This is a genomic window from Streptomyces sp. NPDC031064 (genome assembly GCF_055570965.1).
On sequence record NZ_JBVIGF010000006.1, the window covers coordinates 351,445 to 363,824 of the forward strand.

Sequence of the window (12,380 nt, forward strand, 5' to 3'; positions counted from 1 at the left end):
GTCAGCAGGCCCCCTCGTCGCAGGCGGCATCGCGGTCGCCGTGGCCGTCGTTGCCGCCGTGGCCGTCGTTGCCGTCGGAGGCCAGCGCCTCGGTCAGCAGGCTCTGGCGGGCGGTCGAGACCCGGCCCCGGTTCCAGTGGAAGATGACGTAGTGGGCGGCGGCCCGGCGGGGCCCGACGAGCGCGTCACCCGCCTCGAAGTAGTCGGCGCGCCAGCGCGACGCGGCCCGCCGCACGGCGTCCTGGTGGTCGCGCAGGCCGCCCCGCCAGGTCTTGGGGAGGGCGTCGAGCTGTTCCTCGCACGTCAGGTTCCAGTACGCGCGGATGCCGGCGGCCGCCCGCTGGAGGGACGCGTCGTGCAGGCCGCCGACGAGGCGGCGCCCGGTCTCCTCCCGTACGACCTGCCAGACCCCCCGGTGCTCCCAGCCCACGATGCCCAGACCGTCCAGGACGGCGCGCAGCAGGGTGAGGGAGACCCGCCAGTCGGCGGGGGCCTCCTTGTCCGGTGCCGCGTGGTGGTCGAGCCAGGCCAGCGAGTCGGCGGTGAACAGGCCGTGCACCAGGGGCATGGCGCGCGGGCCGCCGAACAGGTAGGTCTCGGGCTCGTACACGCCCTCCGTGGGGCTGGCCCAGGCGCCGTCCCGGCGGTCGAAGCGGCGGAGCAGTTCGGCGCGCAGGGCGGCCACGCCGGCGGGCCGGGGGGCGTGGAAGCGGATGCGCAGGCCGGGCGGCTTGTGCATGAAGAAGAAGTCGTTCGCCCAGCCGCAGCCGGTGAGTTCGTGGGCGGCCTCGGCGAGCCGCCGGTACAGGGCGGGCCAGGCGTCCGGCCATGGCGCCAGGCCGAGCTGGACCCAGCCGGTCTCCGGCAGGTCGTCGCGCAGGGCCCGTAGCCCGGCGGTCAGGAAGGTGCGTCGGGCCTCGGCGTACGCGGCGCCCTCGGCGGCGAGCGGCAGGGTGCCGAGGGGTGCGGTTCTCGCGTCCTGGAGGCAGTCGGCCAGCAGTCGCTCGACGTCCACCATGCGGCTCCTCCGGGAGTGTGTCGCGTCCTGTGTCGCTTCCTCCCAGTGGATGTCCGGGCCGCCGTCGTCCGAAAGCACGACAAAAGCTAGTCATACAATCAATTGGGGTGCGCGGGCGCGGTGTTGGGCCCCCCGCACCTACCGGCGCACACGCCAGCGGGCTCCGCCACGGGCGGCGGGCGCGGGGGCCGCGGGACGTTCCCGGTCACCGGCTGGCATGCTGGGGGCGAGGGGCCGGTGGGCCGCCACCTGAAGGTGCCGCTGGACGCCCGGCCGGTGCGCGGGTCAGGCGCGGGCCGGTGTCAGCCCGTGGACGGGTCGCCCTTGATGAGGGCGAAGGTGGCGCCCGCGGGGTCCTTGAGCATGGCGAGGCGTCCGACCCCCGGCAGGTCCGTCGGGGGGACCAGGGCCGTGGCGCCGTGGCCGGTGGCGGTGTCGAAGGTGGCGTCGCAGTCGGCCGTGCCGAAGTACGGGTACCACGCGGAGCCGGTGGCGGCCGCGGGGCCTTCCTCGGGCCGCCCCATGATGCCGCCCTGTCCGGGGTCGCCGGCCTTGCCGCCGCCGGGCGAGGAGACGACGGAGTAGACCATGCCGCCGCCCATGTCCATGTCCTGGTACTCCCAGGAGAAGACCGAGCGGTAGAAGTCCTTCGCGGCCGGCACGTCGGTGCTCTGGAGTTCGGTCCAGCACAGGGTGCCGGGCTCCATGACCGTCTCCAGCCCCTTGGTGTCGCCCGGCTGCCACACGGCGAAGGCCGCACCCGTGGGGTCGGTGAAGGCGGCCATCCGCCCGGCGGTGAAGACGTCCATCGGCGGGACGCGTACCGTACCGCCCGCCTGCCCCACGGCCTTGGCGGTGGCGTCGGCGTCGCGAGTGTGGAAGTACGGCGTCCACGCGGGGCTCGCGCCCTCCTCGGTGAGCGGCCCGAGGGCGGCGACCGTGCCGCCGTCGCGCTGGAAGAACCCGTAGCCGCCGGCGTCGGGGCCGGCGGACTGGAACGTCCAGCCGAACACGGCGGAGTAGAACGCGACGGCGGCGTCGGTGTCGGGGGCGCCAAGGTCGATCCAGTTGGGTGTGCCGGGCGCGAAGTCGGTCGTCAGCATGGGTGGTCCTCCGTTGGGCCGGGCGATGAGCGGAGCAGCGCGTACGCGGTGGGGACGAAGGTGTCCTTGCGGCGGTAGGAGCGGGTGGCGAGGGCGACGAGCGCGGTCCCGGTGTCGGGGCGGAACCCGAGGAAGGCGGTCTGTCCGCTGGTGGCCCCGATGTGGAAGTACATGGTGCCGTTCTCGGCGGGGTGGTGGAACCAGCACAGCGTGTGTGTCTCCCGGTGACCGAGGCCGCGGCGCAGCAGCGGGCGGCGCACCTCCAGCAGGGCGGCGGCCAGCGGGGAGCCGTCGGGGCGCAGATGTGCCTCCAGGAAGGTGAGCAGGTCGTGCGGGGTGGCGCGGAGCGCCCCGGCCGCCTGGAACCCGCCGATGCGCAGGGGCGGGGCGGGGGTGATGCCGTCGGCGAGGTGCCCGGTGGCGTCGGTGCCGGCTCCGGTGGAGCGCGGCGCGGTGTCGCCGAGTCCGAGGGGGGCGAGGACGCGGTCGGTCAGGAGCCGTTCCCAGGGGGTGGCGGTGGCCGCGACGAGGGTGTGCCCGAGGACGGCGACCGCGAAGTTGGAGTAGCGCCACCGGGTGCCGGGCCGGTGGCGCGGGCGGGCGCGGAAGAAGGCGCGGACGACCCGTTCGGCCGGGTAGCGGGCGTAGGGGTTGGTGGACCAGCGGGGCAGGGCCTGGGGGTAGAAGTCGGCGGGCACCGGGGGCAGCCCGGAGGTGTGGGTCATCAGGTGCGTCAGGGTGGCGGGGTGCCGGCCGGGCGGCCTGCCCGGGTCCAGGAGGGTGGCGGCCGGGTCGTTGCCGGACAGCACGCCCGCGTGGACGAGGTCGGCCAGCAGCAGGCCGGTGAAGGCCTTGGACGCCGACCCGATCTCGTACCGGAGCCGGTCTCGGGGGACGGGCGGGGGCGGTGCGGTGCCGCCGCAGCGGACGGTGCGGCGGCCGTGCCGGGAGACCGCGAAGACGACGTCGGGCGCGTCGACCGCGCGTACGGCCTCGTCGAGCGGCTCGGCGTCGGTCATGCGGGCGCCTCGGCGGTGAGCTGCGCGAGGGAGCGGGAGGTGGCGAGTACGGAGGCGAAGGCGGCGACCAGCGTGGGGTGATACACGATGTCGAAGACGTCGTCGGGGTCGCCCTCGGGCATCGCGCCGAGGGCCGGCATGGCGCCGTCGGGCTGCTGGGCGGCGGCGAAGCCTTCCCAGGCTGCCGCGTCGAGGGTGGGGCGGGGCAGGCAGGCGTCGACGACGAGCAGTTCGCCGAGCAGGTCCCAGCGCTCCAGGTCGAGCCAGTCGTCCAGCCAGACCGGCAGCCACAGGTCGAGGTGGCTCGCGATGCGCGGCGGCAGGCCGCCGGGGTTCTCGCCCCAGTCGGTGAGGTGGAAGACGGTATGGGTGATGTCGTAACCGATATGGGCGGAAACGGTCCACGGTTCGGGCGTGTGGCCCAGCCAGGTACGGCGCAGGGCCTCCTCCTCGGGCAGGCTCGCGGTCAGCCCGAAGCGGCGCTCGAAGGTGCTGAGGCCGAGGCGTCTGACGGGCTGCGCCTCCATGGCCGCCCAGCCGGTGAGCCGGTGGTTGATCCGAATCGCCTGCTCCAGTTCGGGCTGGCTGTAGCCGAGTTCCCGGAAGGGGACGTACACCTCGAAGGGGATGGGCGAGGTCGGCTCGGTGCGCTGGCCGCGTACCAGCATCCGGCCGCCGTCCAGGACGTCGCGCCAGGCGTGGTCGAGCAGCTTGCGGGCGAGATCGGCCTGGCGGGAGCCGGCCACTCCTTCGCGGAAGAGCACCTTGCAGATGACCGCCAGTTCGCCGACCGGCTTGAAGCGCTCCAGGAAGCCGATCTCCGGATCGACGTCCGGCTCCAGGCGGAACCCGTCGCGGTGCGCGTAGAGCCACTCGATGGCGCCCACGCCGACCGTGTGGACGAGACGGGTACTGGCGGGGCTCATGCCGGCACTCCTCGGTGGGCGTCGTCCGGGTGCGGGCCGTCGGCGCGGCGGGCGGCGGTCAGGGTCGCGGCGAAGGCCGCGACGAGCGTGGAGTGGTAGCAGTTGGGGAAGACCCGCAGGACCTCCTCGCCGCGCGGTCCGCGGCCCCTCTCCGTCAGGGCGCCCGTATCGTCCTGTGCCCGGGCCACCGCCCTCCAGGCGTCCTCGGTCAGCTCCGGTGACGGCGGCTCGGGCAGGCCGGCCGCGACGGCGAGCAGCTCGCAGCACAGGTCCCAGTGCTCGGTCTCCACGCAGCCGTCCAGCCAGGCGGGGAGCCAGGTGTCCAGGTAGGCCGCGATGTCGGCCGGTACGCGGTGCACGTCGTGACCCCAGTCCGTGATGTGGAACACGACGTGGGTGAGCATGTATCCGGCGGTCCGCTCGAACGTCCACGGTTCGGGGAGGCCGCCCAGCCAGGTGCGGCGCAGGGCGGCGGACGTCGCTTCGTGGGGGGTGAGGCCGGAGCGCCGCTCCGAGTTGAGGATGCTGAGCAACCGGTTCGGCAGCAGTTCCGTGGTCCGCCAGCTTCGCGTGCGGGCGAGACCGGCGGTGAAGTCCTCGTACGCCGGGTGCCGCAGGCCGCCCGAGGCGAACGCGGCGTACACCTCGAGGGGGTACGTGGCGGACGGTTCGAGCCGTTGCAGATCGAGGAAGAGCGCCCCGTCCCGGGTCTGGCGCCAGGCGTGGTGGAGCAGGTCGGTGGCGGTGTCGTGGAGGACCGAGCCGGGGAGGGTGTGGCGGCGTACGGAAACGCAGGTCTGGGCGAGTTCGCCCAGGGGCTTCCAGGAGTTGTCGACGTCGCCGTCCGGCTCCAGCGCGTCGTCGCCGAGCGCGAAACCGGCGCGGTTGTCGGACAGCCAGCCCAGCGCCGCCTCCGCCACGCTCCGCACGTCCGTGGCCGTCACACCGGTCTCAGCCGTCACGGCGCGGCTCCGGCTCCGGCTCCGGCTCGCGCGTGGCGCGCCGCGCGCAGGTGCCGCGCCGCGTGCAGGTGCAGTGCCACACGCGGGTCGTCGCCGCCCATGCACGCCACGAAATCCAGGCCCGCGTCCAGGCCCAGCGTGTCGGGTACGCCGTCGAGCACGGCCAGCCAGCGTCCGGCGCCGGCCGCCTGGAGCCAGCCCCGGCGCCGGACGGCCCGTACGAAGCCACGGGCGACGTCGACGGTGCGGCGTTGCGCGGCCCGGGCGACGGCGCTGTCGGCGGCGGGCACGGAGAGTGCTGCCAGGAGGGCGAGCTGGTGTGTCAGGGCCTGCCAGGGGAGGTCGTCGAGCCAGGTGGCGTCCGGCTCGGCGCCGTCGAAGGACGCCGTGGCGGCCGAGGCGCCCAGGTCCCGGAGGGTGCGGGTCAGGGCCCAGTGGGTCCAGCGCGAGGTGGCCGAGGCGTCGGGCGCGGGAGGGTGGGCGAGCGCCGCCTTCTCGCACACGGCCAGGTCGACGGGGGCGGGCGGGTGGCGGTACAGGACGCTCGGCAGCAGGACGTCCGCGCCCAGGACCCGGACCGCGGCGAGGCCGAGGTCGTCGTCCCCCGTGGTGACCGCCGTACCGGCGGCGGACACTCGGGAGTGGCCCCCGCTCGTCAGAGCAGAGACCACTTGGGTGGCGAGCTCCTGCACCGCGCCCGTCAATGGGCTCGAAGTGCTGGGCTGCTCCATTCAGTTACCCTTTCAACCCTTCTTCGGCCGGGGCGTCGGAGGCGACAACAACACATGGCCCGCGCCCTTCTCCAGGGCCAGTGCCGCGCATTCACGGGTGTCGCGGTAGAAGCCTTGGGGCTCGCCCGGGTTGAGGGCTGCTTCGATGTCGCTGTCCGAAACCTTCGTCCGGTCCCGGAGTTCGCGTTCGGTTGACGTCATGCCACCATCCCCTCATGCGGAAAGGAACGTGTGCTTCCACTTCCAGTGGAACGCAGTCCGGCAGAGGTCGCAAACGGCGGAAACGAAACTCTCCGGCGAACGGGATGTGGCCCCCGCCCGGGAGAGCGGAGACCACGCGGATAAGGAGCTCCCGTACCGAGCCCCACGGGCCCGGACTGCCGGACTGCTCCGTTCAGTTGCCCGTTCAGCCCTTCTTCGGCCGGGGCGTCGGAGGCGACAGCAGCACATGGCCCGCGCCCTTCTCCAGGGCCAGGATCCCGCATTCACGGGTGTCGCGGTAGAAGCCTTCGGCTTCGACCGGGTTGAGGGCTGCTTCGATGTCGGTGGCCAGCACCTTCGTCCGGTCCTGGACCACGTGCTCGCGTGACGTCATGCCATCATCCCCTTATGCGGAGAGGAATGTTTACTTCCTTTTCCAGTGGAACGCAGTACGGCACGGGGTGCAAACGGCGAAAGCGCAACCTTTCCGTGCAGGCTTCAACCTCTGGAGCCCGGGTGGGTACTCCGTCCGCCCTTCCCGGATGGCGCAATTGACCGGCTTGCCCATTAGATGGAGCAAACCCGCTGCGCCCGAGCGGCGCACGACGACCGACACGGTGTGTGCCTCACCGGAGTCCGGCGAACGGAGCCACGCCATGACAACCGACGACACCACAACTCCCGCCTCGGCGGGGGCCCCTGACCGGGCGAGGCCACCCGACCCGCCCCACCCGTCGCGCGACCCGCGCGACCCGCGCGACCCGCGCGAAGCCGTGACCGGGCCCGTGGACGCCGCGTACGCGGACGCCGTACGCCTCGGCGCCGCGTCGTCCGCCGGCGAAGCGCCCGCCGGGACGACGGCCCCGGCCGCCCCGGGGGCCGCCCAAGCCGGGACGACGCACACCAACGGCACGTACGGCACGCACACCAACGGCACGTACCCGGATGCCGTACGCCCCGGGACGGCGCCCCTCACGGGCGCGTCGCCCACGTCGTCCGCCGCGGTGCCGCCGCGCCCCGAGACCCCGCCGTTCGGGACCGTGCCGTTCGAGCCCCCACGCCCCCAGACGGCGCCTCCCGCCGAGCCCGAGCCGGCCCCCCGGGCGGCCGCGCCGGTCCTGGACGCGCCCCCGTCGGACGCGCCCCCGCCGGCCCCGGCCACGGAGGGCGCCGCACGCGCCGACGACGCCCCTGCCGGGTCCGCCCCGGCCGACCGCGCCCCTGCCGTCGGCGCCGCCGACGGCACCACGCCCGCCGACGCCGTGCGCGCCGGTGCGGGGCCGGTGGACGCCGCGCTGGTGGACGCCGTTCTGGCCGGTGCGAAGAACGCGGCCGAGAACGGTGACGACAGCGACGAGCCCATAAGGACACTGCTCTGGACGGCGGCCACCTACCGGCCGCTGGAGGAGGTCGCCGCGCTGGTGGCCCTGCTCAAGAGCACCGGAGCGGTCTCCAGCCCCGCGGACGAGGCGCTGCGCGCGGCCGCGGTCGTGCGGCCCCTGGACGAGGTCCGGCAGTTGGTCGCGATGCTCAACGAGGCCGGCCACCCGCTCGACGAGGCCGATACGGCGCTGCGTGCGGCGGCCGTCGGCAGGCCGATCGAGGACGTCGCCGAGCTGGTGAGCATCCTCGGCACCGGCGACGCCGACGCCCGACCGAGGCCGGCGACCGGGACCGCCGTGGGACAGAAGGCGGGCGACGGCACCATCACCGTGCCCGAGAACCCCAACGTCCGGCCGCCCCGGTCCGCTTCGGTGGCCACGTCCGGCCAGTCGGCGCCGTCGCTGGAGAAGCCGGTCACCGTGGCGGACCTGGCGGGTGAGAGCTCACCGGCCCTGCGCTCCGGCCTGCGGTGGCCGGCGGCGGCCGCGCTGCTCGCCTGCGGTGTCATCCACCTGCCGACGGACTTCGCGGGGCTGCGGTCCGGCGGGAACACGGGCACGGTGGCCCTCGCCGTGACCGTGCTGTGCCTGGTGCTCGGCCTGTGGCTGGGCGCGCGGGACACCGTGCGGGTCTGGGCGGCCGCGGGCGCGACGGCCATTGGTGTCGTCGCCCTGCACGCGGTGTCGGGCGGCAGCGCCTTCGAGCTGCTGGAGAGCAGTGTGGGCCGCTCGTTCGGCTGGGCGAGCGCCGTCGCCGTGATGTGCGCCGCGCTCACCGCCGCCATGGCCGGTTCGGCCCTGCTGCGCCGGCAGAGACAGCCCGACGCGACCAACGGAACATGACGGGCGACGCCCTTCAGCGGGCCGCCTTCACACGGGAGCCGCTCCCCGCGCGGCTCCCGTCGCCGTTCCCACCGCCGTCGCCGTTCCCGCCTGCGCCGTTCACGCCGGCGCCGTTCACGCCACCGTCGACCGTTTCCCCGCCGTGGCCGTTCCGGCCGCCGTGGCCGTGGCCGTGGCCGTCGCGACTCGCCGCGCGGGTGCCGTGCAGGGCGAACGCCGTGTTGACCAGGGCGACATGGCTGAACGCCTGCGGCAGGTTGCCGAGCTGGCGGCGGGAGGCCGGGTCCCACTCCTCCGACAGCAGTCCGACGTCGTTGCGTACGTCCAGGACGCGTTCGAACAGCTCGCGGCCCTCGTCCCGGCGGCCGGTCATGGCCAGGGAGTCCGCGAACCAGAGCGAGCAGGCCAGGAACGTGCCCTCACCCCCGTGCAGCCCGTCCACCTCGTTCACCCGGCCCTCGTCGCCCGTGTCGGCGTACCGGCGCAGGAAGCCGTGGTCGTCCAGCCGCCGGGCCGCCTCCAGGGTGCCGCGCAGCTTGCGGTCGTCCGGCGGGAGGAAGCCGAGCCGGGGCATCAGCAGTGCCGCCGCGTCGACCCGCCGCGAGCCGTAGTACTGCACGAAACAGCCCTGTTCGTCGTCCCAGCCGTGGCGCAGGACGTCCTTGCGGATGTCCTGCCGCATCGCGCGCCAGCGCTCGGCCGAGCCGCGCAGTCCGGCGACCCTCGCCATGCGCAGCGCGCGGTCGGCGGCGACCCACGACATGACCTTGGAGTGGACGAAGTGGCGTCGCGGGCCGCGCACTTCCCACAGCCCCGCGTCCGGCTCCCGCCAGTGCTTCTCCAGGTACTCCATGAACGAGGCGATCAGACGCCACACCTGGGTGTCGATGGTGACCCCGGCGCGGAGCGCGGAGTAGATGGTGTTGAGGACCTCGCCGTACACGTCGAGCTGGAGCTGGTCGACCGCGGCGTTGCCGAACCGTACGGGCCGGGAGCCCTCGTAACCGGACAGCCAGGGGGCGGTCGCCTCGACGAGCCGCCGCTGTCCAGCGAGTCCGTACAGCGGCTGGAGGTCGGACGGTTCGCCCGCGATGGCGCGCACCAGCCAGTCCTTCCAGGCGACGGCCTCCTCGCGGTATCCGGAGCGCAGCAGGCACGAGAGCGTGAAGGTGGAGTCGCGCAACCAGCAGAACCGGTAGTCCCAGTTGCGTTCCCCGCCCAGGAATTCCGGGAGGGAGGAGGTGACCGCCGCGACGATTCCGCCGGTGGGTTCGTAGGTGAGCGCTTTGAGGGTGATGAGGGAACGGACGACTTCATCCCGCCACGGCCCCTGGTACAGGCATTTCGCGGCCCAATTGCGCCAGAATTCCAGGGTGGCGTCCAGTGCCGCCTCGGGGTCCGCGAGGACGAGTGCGGGAATGTGCGAGGGGCTCCAGCCGAGGACGAAGGTGACCCGCTCCCCCGCCGATACCGAAAACGCGCAGGAGGTACGGGATTTGGTGACGGACACGTCCACCGGGGCGTCGGTCTTGAGCAGCGTCGAGTCGGGACCCGCCACCGCGGCCACCGTCCGGCCGTCGACCGTGCGGGTCCAGGGGACGATGCGTCCGTTGTCGAAGCGCAGGCTGATGTCCCCGCGCATGTCCACCCGTCCGGACACGCCCTCCACCCGCCGTACGACCTGCGGAAGGCCGCCCCGGGGCGGCATGAAGTCGGTGACCTTCACGGTCCCGCCGGTGGTTTCCCAGACGGATTCGAGGACGAGCGTGTCGGGGAGGTACGAGCGGCGGCTGCACGTCTCCTGCCCGACGGGGGCGATGCGCCAGTGGCCGTTGTCCGCGGTGCCGAGGAGCGCGGCGAAGCAGGCGGGAGAGTCGAAACGGGGCACGCACAGCCAGTCGATCGCCCCGTCCCTGCCGACGAGGGCCGCCGTTTCAAGGTCTCCGATGAGGGCGTAGTCCTCGATTCGCCCGGCCATGACAGGAATTCTAGTCCCGGTCTCCGAGGCGGCGGAAAACGTTCCGCAAACGCATGACTTGCCGGTCCTTTCCATGGATTTCCACTCCTGAATTGACGGGCTCAGGGGGGTGTGCTACGGATGGAAAGCAGGCCAGTTCCTGGCAGGCACGTCGCAGGAAGAGGTCCCCCGTGTCCTCCGTCCAGGCGCGCCGGAATCCGGCGCCTTATGCCCCGCACCCGCTGCGACGGGTGACGGACTGGCCTGTCGCCGCGCCCCCGGCCTCCGACCGGGCCGGCGCCCATCCCGCACGCCGGGTCTCCGACCGTCTGGCCCTCGCCGCCACCGCACGGTGCGCGGGCGTGCGCAGGCCGCGTTCCGCGCCGCGTCGCCACCGCAGCCGCGCGGTCGCCTCGCACGCCACGGCACGCCGTCGCGACGACGACTCCGACGGCGATTCCGGCGGCGATTCGGGCGGCGATTCGGGCGGCCACCCGGACGGCGGCCCCGCCGACGCGGCCTGCCCCGGCACGGCACGCCCGGCTGTCGCACGCCCCGGCACGGCACGCCCCGGCACGGCACATCCCGGCGTCGCACGCCCCGGCACGGCACGCCCCGGCACGGCACATCCCGGCGTCGCACGACCCGGCACGGCGCGTCCCGGCGCGGCACGTCCGGGCGTGGCGCGTCCCGGGTCGGTACAAGCGGCACGGGGGACAGAAGTGCCAGGGGCGCGTTCCCGTGCGGCCGGTGACGTCGCGGCTCTTCGGTACCGGGCGCTGCTCGCGGGCAGGTTCGCCCTCCTTCGCGTGCTCGCCGTCGCCCTCGCCACCGGTGTGGGGTACGGGCGCGAGTACGTGACCACGTTGGTCCATATCGGGTGGCCGCAGGCCGGCGGGCGGATGCGGACGCTCCGCGCTGCGGCCACCATCCCCGGGGAAGCGATGCCGACACCGGCCGCCGGCCGGCCGCGGGCGTACGCGCAGGTGCCTCGCGACGCCCGCTCGCCGACGGCCTCCGGCATCGCGGCGCCGCTGTTCCCGGTCCGGTGCTGGTCCCACCGGACCGGGAACGCCGTCGCCACCGGGCCCCTGACGCTCCGACGGCCGGCCCGGCCATGACCGCCGGGGCGCGCCGCGCGCGCGTGCTGCTGCTCACCAGCGGCCCCCTGGACCGCCGGAACGGAGCCGACACCGACCTCGCCACGGCCCTCGCGGAGGCGGTGACGGACGTGGACTTCACCTGGTTCGCCCGGTGGCCGGGGCGACGCGGCCGCCGTCCCGACGCGCGGGGCCGGCCGGTGCCCCTGCCCGCCCCGGACGTCCTGCCGCAGGGCCTGAAGCGGTTCCAGATGGCCGCCGCCGGTGCCGTGCTGGCCCGGCGTGTCGACCTCGTCCATGTGGTGCTGGCCATCGACGACGCCTTTCCGCTGTTCTCCCGGCTGTGGCCGCCGTTGGTGCGCGGCACGCCGGTGCTGCACACCGTGCCCGGCGTGCAGAGCCCGCGGCTGCCGCGCCGGTCGCGCCCGCTCGGCCAGACGGTGGCGCTGTCCTCGGCCACCGCGAGGGAGCTGAGCGCCGCCGGCTTCGGCCATGTGCTGGTGGTCCCGCCGGTGGTCCGGCTGGACCGGTGGCCGTACATGCCGCGCCCGTCGGGGCCCACGCCCAGGGTGCTGGTCATCGGCCACCACGGCCCGCACGGCGGCGCCGAGGAGGCCGTGCGGGCGGCCGGGGTGGCCGTCAGGGCCGGGGCGCGGTTCCGGCTGACGCTGGCGCTGCGCCCCCGCCCCGGTCACCACGTCCGGGCGTACGGCGCCTCCGTACTGGCCCTGGCGGAGCGGGAGGGGCTACGGGACGTGGAGGTCCTCGGGTACGTGCCGGACATGCGGGAACTGGTGGCGTCGGCGGACGTGCTGTTGTTCGTGCCGCGTGTGCTGGGCGTCAAGTCGGACGTCCCGCTGACCGTGCTGGAGGCGCTGAGCACCGGCCGTCCGGTGATCGTGGGCGACCACCCGCAGTTCGCCGTGCTCGGTGACACCGTGCTGCGGGCGCCGGTCGGCGACGCGCGCCGCACCGGCCACCTGCTGCGCCAGTTGCTGGACCGGCCGCACTGGTGGCAGGTGCTCTCGGAGCAGGGCCGGGCCACGGTGGAGGAACGCTTCGGCCCCGAGCGGTTCGCCGCGCGGTACGCCGGCCTCTACCGGGAGTTGCTGGACCGCTGAGGTCGCCGCTGTTCGTC

General features: G+C 74.3%; 12 protein-coding genes. 3 read left to right on the forward strand and 9 right to left on the reverse strand.

Annotated elements, in window-relative coordinates; genetic code table 11:
- Position 1 precedes the first annotated feature (1 nt).
- The 8 genes from ACZ46W_RS23330 to ACZ46W_RS23365 form a co-directional block, all read right to left on the reverse strand.
- Positions 2–1,018, reverse strand: coding sequence for a thiopeptide-type bacteriocin biosynthesis protein (locus ACZ46W_RS23330; RefSeq protein ID WP_468340579.1), 1,017 nt, complete (start codon positions 1,016–1,018; stop codon positions 2–4).
- A 302-nt stretch (positions 1,019–1,320) separates the two neighbouring features.
- Positions 1,321–2,121, reverse strand: coding sequence for a VOC family protein (locus tag ACZ46W_RS23335; RefSeq protein WP_468340582.1), 801 nt, complete (start codon positions 2,119–2,121; stop codon positions 1,321–1,323).
- Positions 2,115–3,140, reverse strand: coding sequence for a serine hydrolase domain-containing protein (locus ACZ46W_RS23340; RefSeq protein WP_468340585.1), 1,026 nt, complete (start codon positions 3,138–3,140; stop codon positions 2,115–2,117). Before ACZ46W_RS23340 ends, ACZ46W_RS23335 begins: the two co-directional genes overlap by 7 nt.
- Positions 3,137–4,066 (reverse strand): DUF6895 family protein, encoded by a 930-nt coding sequence (locus ACZ46W_RS23345; RefSeq protein ID WP_468340587.1) that lies wholly within the window; start codon positions 4,064–4,066, stop codon positions 3,137–3,139. Before ACZ46W_RS23345 ends, ACZ46W_RS23340 begins: the two co-directional genes overlap by 4 nt.
- Positions 4,063–5,028, reverse strand: a complete 966-nt coding sequence (locus ACZ46W_RS23350; protein ID WP_468340590.1) for a DUF6895 family protein — start codon at positions 5,026–5,028, stop codon at positions 4,063–4,065. Before ACZ46W_RS23350 ends, ACZ46W_RS23345 begins: the two co-directional genes overlap by 4 nt.
- Complete coding sequence (locus ACZ46W_RS23355; protein ID WP_468340592.1) at positions 5,025–5,759, reverse strand: hypothetical protein; 735 nt, start codon at positions 5,757–5,759, stop codon at positions 5,025–5,027. Before ACZ46W_RS23355 ends, ACZ46W_RS23350 begins: the two co-directional genes overlap by 4 nt.
- A 12-nt stretch (positions 5,760–5,771) precedes the next feature.
- Positions 5,772–5,960 carry a hypothetical protein gene (locus tag ACZ46W_RS23360; RefSeq protein ID WP_468340595.1) on the reverse strand — a complete coding sequence of 63 codons (189 nt, stop codon included), beginning with the start codon at positions 5,958–5,960 and terminating at the stop codon, positions 5,772–5,774.
- Between the two features lie 205 nt (positions 5,961–6,165).
- Complete coding sequence (locus ACZ46W_RS23365; RefSeq protein ID WP_468340598.1) at positions 6,166–6,354, reverse strand: hypothetical protein; 189 nt, start codon at positions 6,352–6,354, stop codon at positions 6,166–6,168.
- Positions 6,355–6,616: 262 nt separating this feature from the next.
- Between ACZ46W_RS23365 and ACZ46W_RS23370 the strand changes: the two genes are divergently transcribed.
- The gene (locus ACZ46W_RS23370; protein WP_468340600.1) at positions 6,617–8,185 is read left to right on the forward strand and encodes a hypothetical protein; all 1,569 of its coding nucleotides are present in this window, start codon (positions 6,617–6,619) and stop codon (positions 8,183–8,185) included.
- Between the two features lie 13 nt (positions 8,186–8,198).
- Here ACZ46W_RS23370 and ACZ46W_RS23375 read toward each other — a convergent pair whose 3' ends face one another.
- Positions 8,199–10,163: a glycoside hydrolase family 15 protein gene (locus ACZ46W_RS23375; protein ID WP_468340603.1), complete on the reverse strand. Its 1,965-nt coding sequence runs from the start codon at positions 10,161–10,163 to the stop codon at positions 8,199–8,201.
- A gap of 701 nt (positions 10,164–10,864) precedes the next feature.
- Between ACZ46W_RS23375 and ACZ46W_RS23380 the strand changes: the two genes are divergently transcribed.
- Entirely contained in the window at positions 10,865–11,263 is a 399-nt protein-coding gene (locus ACZ46W_RS23380; RefSeq protein ID WP_468340606.1) for a hypothetical protein, read from the forward strand.
- The gene (locus ACZ46W_RS23385) at positions 11,260–12,363 is read left to right on the forward strand and encodes a glycosyltransferase (RefSeq protein WP_468340609.1); all 1,104 of its coding nucleotides are present in this window, start codon (positions 11,260–11,262) and stop codon (positions 12,361–12,363) included. Before ACZ46W_RS23380 ends, ACZ46W_RS23385 begins: the two co-directional genes overlap by 4 nt.
- Positions 12,364–12,380: the final 17 nt, after the last annotated feature.